At 68.7% G+C, this 13,840-nt stretch carries 15 protein-coding genes; 3 read left to right on the top strand and 12 right to left on the bottom strand.

The features are described 5' to 3' along the window. Positions 1-12: 12 nt before the first annotated feature. The 6 genes from ACQP2P_RS01890 to ACQP2P_RS01865 all read right to left on the bottom strand — a co-directional run bounded on the left by ACQP2P_RS01890 (position 13) and on the right by ACQP2P_RS01865 (position 5,854). Complete coding sequence (locus tag ACQP2P_RS01890; protein ID WP_433612640.1) at positions 13-969, bottom strand: sugar kinase; 957 nt, start codon at positions 967-969, stop codon at positions 13-15. Beyond that, a complete protein-coding gene (locus ACQP2P_RS01885) occupies positions 966-1,601 on the bottom strand; it encodes a bifunctional 4-hydroxy-2-oxoglutarate aldolase/2-dehydro-3-deoxy-phosphogluconate aldolase (protein ID WP_433612638.1) in 636 nt (211 codons plus the stop codon). The genes ACQP2P_RS01890 and ACQP2P_RS01885 overlap by 4 nt, the downstream gene beginning before the upstream one ends. 5 nt (positions 1,602-1,606) lie before the next feature. Then, positions 1,607-2,758 carry a galactonate dehydratase gene (gene dgoD, locus ACQP2P_RS01880; protein ID WP_433612636.1) on the bottom strand — a complete coding sequence of 384 codons (1,152 nt, stop codon included), beginning with the start codon at positions 2,756-2,758 and terminating at the stop codon, positions 1,607-1,609. Positions 2,759-2,762: 4 nt separating this feature from the next. Next, positions 2,763-3,578, bottom strand: a complete 816-nt coding sequence (locus ACQP2P_RS01875) for a carbohydrate ABC transporter permease (RefSeq protein ID WP_433618925.1) — start codon at positions 3,576-3,578, stop codon at positions 2,763-2,765. Beyond that, positions 3,578-4,498 carry a carbohydrate ABC transporter permease gene (locus ACQP2P_RS01870; protein ID WP_433612634.1) on the bottom strand — a complete coding sequence of 307 codons (921 nt, stop codon included), beginning with the start codon at positions 4,496-4,498 and terminating at the stop codon, positions 3,578-3,580. Before ACQP2P_RS01870 ends, ACQP2P_RS01875 begins: the two co-directional genes overlap by 1 nt. A 78-nt stretch (positions 4,499-4,576) precedes the next feature. Continuing rightward, positions 4,577-5,854 carry an ABC transporter substrate-binding protein gene (locus ACQP2P_RS01865; protein ID WP_433612632.1) on the bottom strand — a complete coding sequence of 426 codons (1,278 nt, stop codon included), beginning with the start codon at positions 5,852-5,854 and terminating at the stop codon, positions 4,577-4,579. Positions 5,855-6,008: 154 nt separating this feature from the next. Here ACQP2P_RS01865 and ACQP2P_RS01860 point away from each other — a divergent pair, with 154 nt between their 5' ends. Both ACQP2P_RS01860 and ACQP2P_RS01855 read left to right on the top strand, forming a co-directional pair. Then, positions 6,009-6,755 carry a FadR/GntR family transcriptional regulator gene (locus ACQP2P_RS01860; RefSeq protein ID WP_433612630.1) on the top strand — a complete coding sequence of 249 codons (747 nt, stop codon included), beginning with the start codon at positions 6,009-6,011 and terminating at the stop codon, positions 6,753-6,755. Positions 6,756-7,185: 430 nt separating this feature from the next. After that, positions 7,186-7,464 (top strand): hypothetical protein, encoded by a 279-nt coding sequence (locus ACQP2P_RS01855; protein WP_433612628.1) that lies wholly within the window; start codon positions 7,186-7,188, stop codon positions 7,462-7,464. 361 nt (positions 7,465-7,825) lie between these two features. Here the strand turns inward: ACQP2P_RS01855 and ACQP2P_RS01850 are convergent, their stop codons facing one another. The 4 genes from ACQP2P_RS01850 to ACQP2P_RS01835 all read right to left on the bottom strand — a co-directional run bounded on the left by ACQP2P_RS01850 (position 7,826) and on the right by ACQP2P_RS01835 (position 10,042). Beyond that, positions 7,826-8,482, bottom strand: coding sequence for a nucleotidyl transferase AbiEii/AbiGii toxin family protein (locus ACQP2P_RS01850; RefSeq protein ID WP_433612626.1), 657 nt, complete (start codon positions 8,480-8,482; stop codon positions 7,826-7,828). 3 nt (positions 8,483-8,485) lie between these two features. After that, the gene (locus ACQP2P_RS01845) at positions 8,486-9,073 is read right to left on the bottom strand and encodes a hypothetical protein (RefSeq protein ID WP_433612624.1); all 588 of its coding nucleotides are present in this window, start codon (positions 9,071-9,073) and stop codon (positions 8,486-8,488) included. 433 nt (positions 9,074-9,506) lie between these two features. Beyond that, a complete protein-coding gene (locus ACQP2P_RS01840) occupies positions 9,507-9,776 on the bottom strand; it encodes a Txe/YoeB family addiction module toxin (protein ID WP_433612622.1) in 270 nt (89 codons plus the stop codon). Further along, the gene (locus ACQP2P_RS01835; protein WP_433612620.1) at positions 9,773-10,042 is read right to left on the bottom strand and encodes a type II toxin-antitoxin system Phd/YefM family antitoxin; all 270 of its coding nucleotides are present in this window, start codon (positions 10,040-10,042) and stop codon (positions 9,773-9,775) included. The genes ACQP2P_RS01840 and ACQP2P_RS01835 overlap by 4 nt, the downstream gene beginning before the upstream one ends. Positions 10,043-10,764: 722 nt before the next feature. Here ACQP2P_RS01835 and ACQP2P_RS01830 point away from each other — a divergent pair. Continuing rightward, positions 10,765-12,969 carry a TOTE conflict system archaeo-eukaryotic primase domain-containing protein gene (locus ACQP2P_RS01830; RefSeq protein ID WP_433612618.1) on the top strand — a complete coding sequence of 735 codons (2,205 nt, stop codon included), beginning with the start codon at positions 10,765-10,767 and terminating at the stop codon, positions 12,967-12,969. Between the two features lie 3 nt (positions 12,970-12,972). Here ACQP2P_RS01830 and ACQP2P_RS01825 read toward each other — a convergent pair whose 3' ends face one another. After that, on the bottom strand, positions 12,973-13,326 hold the full coding sequence (locus tag ACQP2P_RS01825) for a hypothetical protein (RefSeq protein ID WP_433612616.1): 354 nt from the start codon (positions 13,324-13,326) through the stop codon (positions 12,973-12,975). A gap of 211 nt (positions 13,327-13,537) precedes the next feature. Next, complete coding sequence (locus ACQP2P_RS01820) at positions 13,538-13,798, bottom strand: hypothetical protein (protein WP_433612614.1); 261 nt, start codon at positions 13,796-13,798, stop codon at positions 13,538-13,540. Positions 13,799-13,840: the final 42 nt, after the last annotated feature.

The following is a 13,840-nucleotide window of genomic DNA, read 5'->3' as shown; positions in this document are numbered from 1 at the left end:
CTGCGGAGTGGTTCAGCGGATCGTGCTGCCCGATTCGCCGTGCACAAGGGACAGCTCGTCGCGGCGCGGCAGGCCCTCCCAGTCACCGCGGGTCGAGACGGCGAAGGCGCCCAGGGTGACCGCCCGGCGCAGGCAGCCGACGGCGTCGAGCCCGTCGAGCCGGCCGGAGAGGTAGCCGGCGGTGAAGGCGTCGCCCGCGCCAACGGTGTCGACGGCAGTCGCAGCCACCGCCTCGGCATGGTGGACGTGGTCGCGCGTGTGGACGCGTGCGCCGGCGGCGCCGAGCTTGACCAGGACCGTGTCGGTGCCTGCACGACGCAGGCCCGCGACGACGGCCGCTTCGTCTGCGCCCGGCGGGCCGACGAGGTCCAGTTCGTCGTGCGAGGCGACGACGATCGAAGCGTGCGCCGCCAGCGGTGCGAGGACCGACCGCGCCTCGTCGCGCGGCCAGAGCCGGGCCCGGTAGTTGACGTCGAGGCACACGGCCACGCCCGTGGCCGAAGCGGCACCGGCGGCCCACAGCGTGGCCTCCCTGGCGCTGCCGGAGAGCGCCGGGGTGATGCCTGTGAGGTGCAGGACGCGGGCGCCCGCGGCCAGCGGGCCGCGGAGGTCGTCGGCCGAGAGCGCCGATCCGGCCGAGCGGGCCCGGTGGTACTGCACGCGGGTGACGTCGGCGGTGCGCTGCTCCAGGAACATCAGGCCCGTGGGCCGCTCGGGGTCGACGACCACGTCTTCGGTGCCGACGCCCTCGCCGCGCAGCCGGCGCAGCACGAACTCCCCCAGCTCGTCGCCGCCGATCCGGCCGCCCCATGCGGACCGGTGGCCGAGGCGGGCCAGCGCCACAGCGACGTTGGACTCCGCGCCGGCAACATGCATGCTCAGCGCCCCACCGGCGGCGAGCGGGCCGGCGGAGCGGAGCGAGACCATGGTCTCCCCGAACGTGAAGACGTCGAGACCCGGACCGGTCATGCCGGGCCCTGCCGCAGGGCGGCTAGGCAGGCCCGCACCCGCGTCCGCAGGTTGTCGAGGCTGCCACCGGATGCGGCGTCCCCGACCAGTGGACCGCCGAGGCCGACGGCGATCGCCCCGGCCTCGAAGTAGGCGTGCATGCGGTCCAGGCCGATCCCGCCGACCGCGACGAACGGGATGTGCGGGAAGGGATCGCGCAAGGCCTTGAGGTACGCCGGCCCGCCCAGCGACGCCGGGAAGAGCTTGACCGCGGACGCGCCCATCCGTACCGCCGTATGAGCCTCGGTCGGGGTCAGCGCTCCGGCCGCCACCGGCAGGCCCCGGCGGGCCGCCTCGGGGATCGACTCCACGACGGCGGGCGTCACCACGAACTGCGCCCCTGCCGCGGCCACGTCGGCGACGTCGGAGACGGACAGCACGGTGCCCGCGCCGACCAGCGTCCCGTCCGGGGCGTCCAAGCGGATGGCTTCGATGGCCCCTAGCGCGCCCGGTGTCGTGAGGGAGACCTCGACGAGCCGTACCCCTTCGGCCAGCAGCGCCTTCCCGGCCGCGGCCGCCGCGTCGGCGTCTGTGCCCCGGATGATCGCCAGCACCCGGGCGGCGGTGAGTTCGGCGACGAGATCGGCGGACATGGGGTTCACCATTCCGCGAAGGAGCCGTCGGGGTGGCGCCACACGGGGCCGCGCCAGGCGTGTCCACGCTTGTCGGCCGCCCGCACCGCCTGCTCGTCGATCTCGATGCCGAGACCCGGCGCGGTGAGCCGCTCGACGTACCCGTCGACGAAGTTCAGCGGTGTTACGTCGAGCACGTAGTCGAGCACCTCGGCACCTTTGTTGTAGTGGATGCCGATGCTCTGCTCCTGGATCAGGTAGTTGGGCGTGGCGAACCCGACCTGCAGGCAGGCGGCGAGGGCGATCGGCCCCAGCGGGCAGTGCGGCGCGAGCTGCACGTCGTACACCTCCGCCAGGGCGGCGATCTTGCGTACCTCGGTGATGCCCCCGGCATGTGACAGGTCCGGCTGCGCGACCGCGACGCCGGCCTGGAACACCGGCAGGAACTCCTGCCGGCTGTACAGCCGTTCCCCGGTCGACACGGGCGTGGTCGTGCAGCGCACGAACTCGCCGATGAGATGCGAGTTCTCCGGTACCACCGGCTCCTCCAGGAAGAGCGGGCGGTACGGCTCCAGGAGCGGGGCGACGCGCCGGGCGTTGGCGAGCGTGAACCGGCCGTGGAAGTCGACGGCGACGTCGCGTGCGTCGCCCAGCACGTCACGGGCGGCGGCCACCCGCCGCACCACCGCGTCGAGTTCGGCGACCGACGCGATCGGGCTCATCCGCCCGGACGCGTTCATCTTCACCGCGGTCAGTCCCGCCTCCAGCTGGGCACTGATGTGCTCGCGGACTTCGCTGGGCTCGTCTCCGCCGACCCAGCCGTAGACCCGGATCCGGTCCCGGACCGGGCCGCCGAGCAGCTGGTGCACCGGGGCGCCGTACCGCTTGCCGGCGATGTCCCACAGCGCCTGATCGAGCCCGGACACGGCGCTGGCCAGGATCGGTCCGCCCCGGTAGAACGACCCTTTCGTCATCACCTGCCAGTGGTCCTCGACGCGCAGGGCGTCCCAGCCGATCAGGACCTCGCTGAGCTGGTCGACGGCGGTGCGGACGGTCTCGGAGCGGCCCTCGCAGGTGGCCTCGCCCCAGCCAACGATGCCGCCGTCGGTCTCGACCCGGACGAACAGCCACCGGGGCGGGACGAGGAAGGTCTCGACCTTCACGATCGTCGTGGTCACGGCCTCAGCCCTTGGTGGCGCCGGCGGTGAGGCCGGAGACGACGTACTTCTGCACGAACAGGGCGATCAGCATGATGGGGAGTGTCACCACGGTCGCCGCGGCCATGAGCCCGCCCCAGTCGATGCTCGCGTAGCCGACGAAGTCGAAGATCGCGACGGGGAGCGTCTTGGTGTCGGCGCCGGACAGCACGAGCGCGAACATGAAGTTGTTCCAGGAGAAGATGAACGACAGGATGCCGGCGGTCGCCATGCCCGGCGCGGACAGCGGCAGCGTGACCCGGCGGAAGACGCCGATGTGGGTCAGCCCGTCGACCAGGCCGGCCTCCTCGAGCTCGAGGGGCAGACCGTCGAAGAAGCCCATCATGATGTACACGATCAGCGGCAGCGACACGAACATGTGGCTGAGGATCAGCACGCCAAAGCCGCCGACCATGCGCAGGTTGGAGAAGACGTAGTACCAGGGCACCAGCAGGGAGACGCCGGGGATCACCCGGGCCATCAGCACGACGAGCGCTGACTTGCGCATGTTGAACCGGCTCATGGAGTACGCCGCCGGCACGCCCAGGATGAGCGAGAGCACGGTGGCCGCGAACGCCACCCAGAGGCTGTTGCCGATGAACTGCAGGTAGTTCGCCTGCCGCAGGACGTTGCCGTAGTGCTCGAGGGTCGGCGAGAACGACAGCGCCTTGCCCGGGTCGTAGATGTCGACGTTGCTCTTCAACGAGGCGGCGACCATCCAGGCGAGCGGTGCCAGCAGCGCGAGCACCACGACGGCCAGGGCCACCGCCCGGAACACCTTGTACGAGGTACGGGCCCGCATCACGCCACGCCCTTCCTGCGGCGGGTCAGCGCCCACATCGAGCCGACGATGATGAGGAAGAAGATGATGAGGACGGTCGAGGAGATGCCGTACTCGTTGTAGTCGAAGCTCAGCCCGTAGGCGTACACGTTGAGCGTCTCGACCTCGTGAAACGACCCGCCACCCTTGCCTTTGGTGGCGTAGAGGATGTCGAAGGTCTTCAGCGCGTCGATGCCGCGCAGCAGGATCGCGACGATCAGCGTGGGCATCAGCAGCGGCAGGGTGACGTGCCGGAACCGCTGCCAGGCGCTGGCGCCGTCGATGCGGGCGGCCTCGTCGGGCTCGTTGGACAGCGACGTGAGGCCCGCCAGGAGGATCAGCGTCACCATCGGCGTCCACTGCCAGATGTCGATGAACATCGTCGTCGGCAACGCACTGTTGGGGCCGGCGAGCCAGGGCTGGGGTGCGATCCCGACGAACCCGAGCAGCTGGTTGGCCAGGCCGATGTTGGGGTCGAAGATGAGCCGCCACATCATGCCGACCGCGACGGGCGTGGCCACCAGCGGCATGAGGATCGCCACGCGGACCCACCGCTCGCCGCGGAACGGCCGCCACAGCAGCAGGGCGATCGCCATGCCGAGGGCGACCTCGAAGAGCAGCGCCACGCCGGTGAACTCGACGGTGCGCAGGACGGCGGGCCAGAACCGGTCGGTGTCGGCGAGCACGGTGCCGTAGTTCTCGAGTCCGACGAACGAGGAGTCGGCCCGGACCGAGCCCTCCGCGTCGGTCAGGCTGAGGTACACGGTCCACGCCAGCGGGAAGACGATCAGCGCGGCGACGAACGCCATGGCGGGCGCGGCGAAAATCCATTTACGGTGATTGTTGGCCCACTGCGCCCAGGCGGGCGTGTCGGGCATGGTGGCGCGGGGGACGGCTGCCATGAGATCTCCGGGTTCGGCGGGCGCGGCGGCCCGGCGCGGGGGCGGTGGAGCAGGTCGTCCGCCGCCCCCGGAGCCGGTCTACTTTTCCTCGTCCAGCAACTTCTGGAAGGCCGTGTTGGCCGCGTCCGCCGAGGCGGCCGGGTCCTTGCCGGTGATCGCGTCGACGATCGGCTGACCGACGGCCTCGCGGGCCTGGGCCACCTTGACGACGAGCGGCCGGTCGTGGGCGACGCCGTCCTTGTTGCTGGCCGCGATGGCCTCGACGAGGTCCTTCGGGTACGTCGCCGTGGCCTCGGCGTTCGACCAGACGGAGGCGCGGGCGCTGGGGACGCCGGCCTTCTGCTGGGTCAGGGTCTGCTGCGGGCTGGTCGCCCACTCGATGAACTTCCACGCGTTGGTCTGGTTCTTCGAGGCGTCGTTGATGCCCAGCGCCCACGAGGGGATGTTGTACGGCTTCGAGCCCGCCGGCCCGGCCGGGAAGGGCGCGAAGCCGACCGTGTCCGAGACCTTCGACTTGGCCGGGTCCGTGGCGTTCTTGTACAGCGAGTCGGCCTCGGTGTAGAACGCCGCCTTGCCCTGGGTGAAGATCGCCATGGCCTGGGGCCAGCTCATGTCGGTGCTGACATTCGCCGGACCGCTGTCCTTGAGGAGCCCGCCGTAGAAGGCATAGGCCTTCTTGGCCGCGTCGGCGTTGACCGTTGCCTTGCCGCTGTCGTCGACGAAGTCGCCGCCGAAGCTGTAGAGGAAGCTCGAGAACTGGGTGACCGCGGGCGACTTGCCGGTGCGGGCCACGAAGCCCGCGACGCCCGAGTTGGCGGCCTGGATCGTGGCCGCCGCCGTCTTGAGCTCGTCGAGGGTCTTCGGCGGGCTGGTCAGGCCGGCCTTCTGCAGCAGGTCCTTGCGGTAGTACAGGACCTCACGCTCGGTGATGATCGGGACGCCCACCACCTTGTCCTTGTACGTGGTCGCCTGCACCGGGGCCGCCTGGAAGTCGGCGAAGTTCCAATCCTTGCTGGACTTCACCTTGTCCGACAGGTCGGCGAGGTACTTGTTCTTCGCGAAGAGCTTCCCCTCCTGCAAGGGGCGGTACATCATCACGTCGATGTCGCTGGAGGCCGCGTTGAGCTTCACGTTGTACTGATCGGAGAGCTGGTCCTCACCGAGCTGGGTGATCTCGACCTTCAGGCCGGTCTGCTTCTCGAACTCGGGCAGCGCCTTCTTCAGGTTCTCAGTCCACACGTGGTTGGCGAGCGTGACGCGGACGGTCGTGGAGGCGGCACTGTCGCCGCCACCGCTCCCGCCGCCGCACGCCGACAGGCCGACGGCGGCGACCACGGCCAGACAAGTCCCGATCACGGAACGACGTAGCACGCCTAGCTCCCCTTCTCGTGGGCCGCCTCATCAGCTGGACCACACTGTCCAAATCCTGTTACATCTGCTTAACGCGGGGATGCTAAGCCGATAAAGCATACTTATGCAAGGTAGACGCAACGATAGGTATGCTTTTGCGATGACCATGCCGTCACCCGGGCAGACAGCGTCCGAGGTCGGGTTACACGCTCGCGTGCTGGACCAGCTCGGCACCGCCATCTGCGCCAACCAGATGACCCCGGGAACCGTGCTCTACATCGACGACCTCGTCGGTCAGTACGTCGTGTCCCGCTCGGTCATGCGCGAGGTCCTGCGGGTACTCGCCTCCATGGGACTGGTCGAGTCACGTCGCCGGGTGGGCACGCTGATCCGTCCGACGGCCAGCTGGAACGTGTTCGACCCACAGGTGATCCGATGGCGCCTCGCCTCGGCCGGCCGGATGGCGCAGCTACGCTCGATCACCGAGCTGCGCACCGCGGTCGAGCCGCAGGCCGCCTGGCTGGCGGCCGAGCGGGCCACCCCGGGTGAAGCCAGCGACCTGGTCGGGCTCGCCGCCAAGATGTGGGCGGCAGGCAAGGCCGCCGACCAGGCCGAGTTCCTGAAGCTCGACATCGAGTTCCACCGGCAGGTCCTGCTCGCATCGGGCAACGAGATGTTCGCGAAGCTGCACGAGCTCGTGGCCGAGGTCCTGGCCGGCCGCCACTACTACCACCTGATGCCGCACCACCCCGACGAGCAGGCGCTCAGGCTCCACGCGGACGTGGCCCAGGCAATCCAGCGCCGCGACGGCGGCCGGGCGAGGGACGCCATGGTCAACATCATGGAACAGGCCATGCACGAGATGAAGTCCATGTGGGAGCAGACCGGCGAACCCTCGATGGCCTGATCAGCAGGCCTCAGCCCATAGCAGCGTCCTCGGCGAGACGACGAACGGTGCCAACCTCGAGTTCGAAGGCTTCCCGGCTGCCGGTGATGAATACGGTGCCGGCGACTATGGCCCAGCGCGGCGACGTGATGCGGTGTTGCGCTCCTGCGCCGACGCGGTCCCTCAACCGGACAACAGGGCCACGCCGTAGAGGAATGTCACGGACTCGAGGAACTCCGCGGTCGGCGGCGACGATGCGTGCCGGGACGTTCTGGCTGAGCTGTGAGGACGCTCGTCGCCGCTGCCAGCCGCCGGAAACGCGGGCCCCCGGAACGGGCCAGCCATATAGATCATGAACGTCAAGACGACGGCCAGCACGAACACGGACAGCTGGCTCTTGATCAACAACTGGCCGAAGGGGTGACACCCCCGACAGCTAGAATCGGGCATTATGAGCACCTACTCGGGGCCAGCCAGGCTCATCCTCGCCGACGGCACGCGGGTGCCAGGCACAGCCTCGCTCAAAACGAACCAACCCGGTCGTCCCGCCGGCTGGGGTGGCACATTCCGGCCCGACGAAACCACCGCCGCCGTCCGCGCCTCGGGCGACGGCCTGCAGATCGAGCTGCCGTACGAAGAGTTCGGCGACGTGACAGTGACCGGCACGCGGCGTCTCCTCGCCACGCAGATCCTGATGTCGTTGACCGGCCGCGGCCCGGCACCGTTCTAGCGCAGCCGTGCGCGCCGGGCCAGGCCGGTCCCTGGTATCGCGGCGATGCGGTGGTGCGCTCCTGCGCCCAGGCGTACCCGTACCTGCTTCCACCTTGACACCGGGCAGCGGAGACTTGAGCACGGACGAGCACGAGCATCGGCCTGACGGACCAGCATGAAGCCAACTGCGTGCTCTGGACGTAGACCTTCCGATTTCAAGGCGAGTTATGTCCGGTTTTACGAGTATTACGTGTGCTATTTAGTACTGCCTTGTCCACATTCTGGTCCAGTCGGGCGGCCCGAGTCCAGGACGGCGGGGTGGCATCCAGGAACGGCGGAGCACGCGTCGAGCCCGCTCCGATCCACAGTGGACACCCACGTCACGACTGGTTGTTGCCGATGAGCTTGACGCGCCATTCTGCGAACCGAGCCCGCAAACCGTCCAGCGCTCGGCCAGTCACCCCGTACTCGGCGAAGTCGGTGGTCGAAAGTTGCTCGATCGCCCCGAGCGCGTCGGCGAACATGCGCGGCTCGAACCCGTTGTCGGCTCGGCGGGCCAGCCACAGCAGGTCCTCGTGGCTGTATCGACCGGACTCGGCGGCGGCGTCGACGTCGATGAAGTCCCGAGCAAGCGCGCGGCCGAAGAGGGCACACATCTTGTTCGCGACGGCATCATCGGGGTGCAGGACCGGCCCGATGGACATGAGGACCGGGTCGTTCGCTCGCCAGTCGACGCCCATTTCGACTTTGGCGTTGCTGCCGTCCACCGGGTCGGTAACACGAAGCCGCGCGAAGGAACCAGCGTGCTGAAGCTCGACCGCCACCTGAAGGCCGTCGCCACCATAGGCAGTCACGACTGCATCGACGGCGACGTCGAACTCACCAGTTCTGTTCCACGCCGTGAAAAGATCGACATCTTCGCTGGGCCGGTCGAGAAGGCCAGCCGCCTGCACGGCATAGCCGCCCGCCAGAGCGAAACCGTACCGATCCGCGGCCGCGAGCCCGACGCGAGCCAGCCGTTCGTGGAAGGGATGCACCGGCTATCGCTGCCCGGCACCGGCGTGACCGAGCTGAGGAAACCGAGCTTCCCAAAGCCGGCGGACCTTCGGCGGCAGATACATGCTGGCCCATTCGGCTTCGAGCCTCTCGTGGTTCAGCCACATGGCGAGGTCGTCGACGCTTTGCGCCTCCTGCAGGACGACCTTGTACATGGTGACCAACCGCTTGGGGTCATCAAGGTCATAGATTGCGCGGCCAGACCAGTCGAGATGACTCGGGAGCGTCACCGTCCCGCGCACCGGCCCGACCAGCTGGGAGAGACTGTCCGCGACGACGACCGGCTTCCGTTCGCCGTATGGCGTGTAGTCGACGGGCGGGGCAGGCACAGGTGTGGCCTGACCCCTTCCTCGCGCGCCGCGCTTCCACCGCCGGTACGGCGGCAGCACCTTCTGAGCGATAGATTCGCGGGTCAGACCGCTATGGCGCGCGAGTTCCGCCTGGGACACATGCGGAGCGGCCTTCACGACCTCGGCGTCGAGTTCGTCGTTCACGCGCCGGAGCTCGGCACGAAGCTCAGCACGTCGTCGGCCGAGCGAGTCGACACGACTGAGGTCGTATCCCGAGGTCACATTCCGACGATAGCCAACCACTAGGCCTAGCGCTAGGCAGCTTCTATGATCTGATCACCTGAGTTCCCGCGCATCCTTCAGCACGGCGACTGCTCACCAGCGTCACCGTGCTGCGGCACATCTGCACGACGTGGCCCGGCACAGCTGGCGTCCCTCAACCTCGAGGTGCCAGCTGCACGACTCGCAACGCTCATCGCGTTCCTGGTCACGCTACCCGGCCGACGACTTGACCTTCACGGAAAGGCCAGCGTTCATCGACGTCCAGCCGTCCTGCAGGAGCGTCGATGGAGCAGCTCATCATCGGTACCACCGTCGCCAACGACTTCGGCGTGCTTGTCGCGAGCCATCGACGACTGCTCGGCATGAGTTCGTTTTACTCGGCGGCGCCTGGGCGGGGTCACCGATCACCGTCACAACCACTGAAGGCGAGGCGCTACCGGTCCGCGTAGTGATACCGGCAGGACAGAATCTCCAGTTCGCCGCTGGCGTCTACCACCCGGTACACGAGCCGATGCTCCTCGTTGATTCGCCGGGAAGCCCATCCGGACAGGTCGCCCCTGAGGAGTTCAGGTTTGCCGATGCCCCCATCCTCGCCACGCTGGATATCCCTGAGGAGCGTGTTGATCCGCCGCAGGATCTTCCGGTCGACCGTTTGCCAATCGACATACTCGTCCCAAGCACTCGGGTGCCAGACGAGTTTCACGCGGCGGCCTCGGCGTCGGGTTCGACCAGTTCGTGTACGACGCCGCCTCCCGCCTCCATCTCGGTGATCCGGCGACGCAGCTCACGACCGTTGGCTCCCCGGGACAGGTACTCCGTCTCTCGCCATGCGTCGTAGTCGCTTTTGAGCATGACGACCAGCGGCTCGTGTCCGCTGCGAGTGACGACGAGGTCCTCAGCGTCGTTCTCGATACTGTCGAACACGTTCGCGAGGTTGGCGCGCAGGTCGGACGCGGTGATGACCTTCATGACTCCTCCTGAACGTTGTACGTTATAGCGTACAACAGACCCGTTCCGGGCACCACATACTGGCCTTGCGCAATGCCGCCTGGCCGAGCAGTCCGTCGCCTCGCTCGCCGCAGCGCCGTTCGAGCAGGCGCCCGCCTCGACAGCGGGACCGCCCGCAAGGACGGAACCGTACCGATCCGCGGCCGCGAGCCCGGCACGGCGAGCCGCCTGTGGAGGGCATGCACCGACTATCGCTATCCAGCGCCGGAACCGCCGAGCTCCGGAAACCGCGCCTCCCAGAGCCGGCGGACCTTCGACGGGAGGTACATGCCGTCCCATTCGACCGCGAGCCGTTTGCCATTGAGCCAGGTGGCGAGGCCCTCGAAGCTCTGCGCCTCTTTGCAAGACCGTCCTGTACATCGTGACCAGTCGCTTGGGGTCATCGAGGTTGCTGCCTCGCATAGGCCTCAGTCGTCACACCGCGTTCCGGACCACCGAGCCGCTTTATGCCATCCTCCGTAGACGCGCCCCCTGCACCACAATGCCCATGCATGATCTACCAGGATATCGATGTGGGGACTGAACACGAGCTGGTTGATCTTCGCCGAGAGGTGGAGCGGCTACGGGCGGAGAATGCCCGGCTGTCGCGTCTGCTGGATCTGCGTGGGCAGCACACGGTTCCCGCTCCCGAGCAGCTGGCGGCCCCGGTTGCCGCGCCGGGTCTGGTCACGATGAACTCACCGGTGCGGGACAAGCTGGCGTTGTTCGACGACCTGTTCCAGGCCCGCACAGACGTGTACGCACTGCGCTGGGAGAACCGGCGAGCCGGCACCGCCGGGTGGACGCCCGCGGTCGCCGGTGGCTGGCGTAAGGGCATGGACCGGCGCGGCGCCGCGTACCTGCCTCGTACAGCGGAGGTCGTCGCGTCTCATCTCGTCGGCGACGTGTTCATGGGCCTGTACCCGCTGCTGGCCGGCAACACCTGCCGCTTCCTGGTCGCCGACTTCGACGGCCCGACGGCGATGCTCGATGCCCTCGCCTACGTCAAGGCGGCCCGGGCAAGCGCCGCGCCGGCAGCGTTGGAGATCTCCCAGTCGGGTCGCGGCGCGCACGTCTGGATTTTCTTCACCGGCCAGATCCAGGCGGCGGTCGCCAGGGCGGTCGGCACCGTTCTGCTGCATGAGGCGATGGTGCTGCGCGGGTCGATGGACCTGCGCTCGTACGACCGGCTCTTTCCCAACCAGGACGTCCTTCCCGAGGGTGGCTTCGGCAATCTGATCGCTGCGCCGCTGCAGGGTCGCCGCCGCAACGACCACGGGCTGACCACCTTCCTCGACCTCGCCACGCTGGAACCGCACGACGACCAGTGGGCGTTCCTGTCGACGCTGGACCGGCTCAGCCCAGGTGACGCCGAGGGCATCGCCCGCCAGGCGAAACGCGCCACAACCGGCACCGACGTCGCAACGATGAGCCGGTCCGCCGCGACCCGTGTCCATCCCGCTCTACCGTCGCTGATACACGCGGAGGTCGGCGCCGGGCTCAGCCTCGACGCCGGGCAGCTGACCCCGGCCGCCCTGGCGACGTTCAAACACGCCGCCGCGATGGCGAATCCGAAGTTCTACGAACTGCAACGCCTGCGCAAGTCCACATGGGACACCCCGCGGTTCATCCGCGGCTACGACCTCACCCTCGACGACCGCCTCATCCTGCCGCGTGGCCTGCGCCACACCATCGCGGCGATCGTCGAGCAGGCCGGATCGCGGCTGATCGTCACCGACGCGCGGAACCCGGGCCGGGAGATCGACGTCGCGTTCACCGCCGCCCTCACCACCAGGCAGAGCACCGCGGTGGGTGCGGTGCTGGCCCACGACGACGGGCTGCTCGTCGCCCCACCCGGCTCCGGGAAAACGGTTATGGCCTGCGCCGTGATCGCCGAACGCGGTACCTCGACGCTCGTCCTCGTCGACCGCAAAGCCCTGGCCGACCAGTGGCGGGAGCGCATCGAACAGTTCCTCGGCGTCCGCGCCGGCCAACTCGGCGGCGGCCGACGAAAACTCACCGGCACCGTCGACATCGCGCTCCTGCCGTCCCTCGCGCGGCGTGACGACATCGACGCCCTGACCGCCGGGTACGGGCACGTCATCGTCGACGAGTGCCACCACCTCGGCGCCGCCGCGTACGAGCACTCCGTCAAGCGCATCGCCGCGCAGTTTTGGCTCGGCCTCACCGCCACACCCGCCCGGCGGGACGGGCTTGGCCAGCTCGTCAGCTGGCAACTCGGACCCGTCCGGCACACCATGACGGAGGAGGAACAAGGGACCATCACCGCCGCTCTAGAGTTCGATGCCGGTCCGCAGCGGCTGCTGTACCTCCACGAGACCGCGTTTACGATCGCCGACCTAGACCTGGACCTGAACGCGCCGGGCGCCCTCGCCGAGGTACACCGGCTCCTCGCAGTCGACGAGGCGCGCAACACCCAGATCGCCGACGACATCGCCGCGGCGCTGGCCCGGGGACGCAACTGTCTCGTCCTCACCCGCCGGGTCGCCCACGTCGAGGCCCTCACCGCGGTCCTCGCAGCGCGCGGGTACCAGGCGCTCGTCCTGCAAGGATCGATGAGCACCACCGACCGGCGGGCCGCCGTCGCCCAGCTCGCCGACGCCAAGGCCGGAGCCGGCCTGCTCGTCATCGGCACCACGCCGTTCATCGGCGAGGGCTTCGACGCCCCGGCGCTCGACACCCTCTTCCTCGCCGGCCCGATCTCCTACGACGGCCTGCTCGTCCAATGCGCCGGACGCGTCATCCGCACAGCGCCCGGCAAGGACACCGCCGAGGTCCATGACTACCACGACCCGGCAACGCCGATCCTCGGCGCCTCGCTCCAACGCCGCATGCCCGGCTACCGCGCCCTCGGCTTCACCAAGACCGCCGGGCGGGTACCCGCCTGAGCATCACCGGTCGAGCGGAACCGTCCCCCGTCCCTCGTCCACGTCGAACGCTGGTCGGTGTAGCTGTCCACGCCTCCGGTGCCGGCGCATCGCGTCAGCCCGGTCGACGAACGCCCGGGCGCGCAACACTGGCACACCCCTCAACGGCGACATGCCGGTCAGGGCGGCATCTTCGGACACGATCAACAAGGCCCCGACCTCGGCGGCCAGGTCGAGCACGAGGTTGTCTTCGTGATCGCGGCAGTCGTGGACGGTTCTCGGTGGAGTGAGGATGCCCCCGTCGGACGCCTCCGCCATTTCGATCAAGATGTCCCGGTAATCGTCCGCCTCCTCCTTCGGGGTGCCGACGACCGTCATGAGCACCCGAACGGTGTTGTCGAGGATGTGCGGTGACAGCCACAGCGCAAACTCTGCGGCGTCGTTGACGATCCCGAGACAATCGGCAAACGGGTTACCGGACGTCGGCGGCGGCGAAGGCCCGACAGATAGGGGCTGTTGCCGGTCGCGATGGCCTGGACCAGCACGTTGACGTCAAAGACGACCGGCGTGGCCACCGGACCCGGAAGACTCAGTCGCGCATGCCCTCGTACGCCTTGCTGATCAAGCCTGGCAGGTCCTCGGCCGAGACGCCCTGCTCGGCGAGGCGCCGATGGTTGGCCGCCCGCAGCTCACGCAACCGCTCCGCACGCCGCAACGACTCCATCACCTTCAACGTCGCCCGCAGGTATGCCGAACGGTTGCCGCCGCCGAAGTGCTCGACCAGACGATCGAGCCGCTCGCGATCTCTGTCGGAGACCGCAAACCGGACCGTCTGTGACGCCATCGCCATCACCTCCTCCAGTCAGGTTGCATCCGATCGCATCTCGTGTGC

Source organism: Dactylosporangium sp. CA-139114, from assembly GCF_050955725.1.
Lineage (GTDB): Bacteria > Actinomycetota > Actinomycetes > Mycobacteriales > Micromonosporaceae > Dactylosporangium.
This window is presented reverse-complemented; position numbering and strand designations above follow the sequence as displayed.

Excerpts from the sequence above, each read along its gene's own strand:
- ACQP2P_RS01890 (WP_433612640.1), bottom strand. The coding sequence starts at position 969 with ATGACCGGTCCGGGTCTCGACGTCTTCACGTTCGGGGAGACCATGGTC.
- ACQP2P_RS01885 (WP_433612638.1), bottom strand. The coding sequence starts at position 1,601 with ATGTCCGCCGATCTCGTCGCCGAACTCACCGCCGCCCGGGTGCTGGCG.
- ACQP2P_RS01875 (WP_433618925.1), bottom strand. The coding sequence starts at position 3,578 with ATGCGGGCCCGTACCTCGTACAAGGTGTTCCGGGCGGTGGCCCTGGCC.
- ACQP2P_RS01870 (WP_433612634.1), bottom strand. The coding sequence starts at position 4,498 with ATGGCAGCCGTCCCCCGCGCCACCATGCCCGACACGCCCGCCTGGGCG.
- ACQP2P_RS01860 (WP_433612630.1), top strand. The coding sequence starts at position 6,009 with ATGACCATGCCGTCACCCGGGCAGACAGCGTCCGAGGTCGGGTTACAC.
- ACQP2P_RS01855 (WP_433612628.1), top strand. The coding sequence starts at position 7,186 with ATGAGCACCTACTCGGGGCCAGCCAGGCTCATCCTCGCCGACGGCACG.
- ACQP2P_RS01835 (WP_433612620.1), bottom strand. The coding sequence starts at position 10,042 with ATGAAGGTCATCACCGCGTCCGACCTGCGCGCCAACCTCGCGAACGTG.
- ACQP2P_RS01825 (WP_433612616.1), bottom strand. The coding sequence starts at position 13,326 with ATGACGGTCGTCGGCACCCCGAAGGAGGAGGCGGACGATTACCGGGAC.
- ACQP2P_RS01820 (WP_433612614.1), bottom strand. The coding sequence starts at position 13,798 with ATGGCGATGGCGTCACAGACGGTCCGGTTTGCGGTCTCCGACAGAGAT.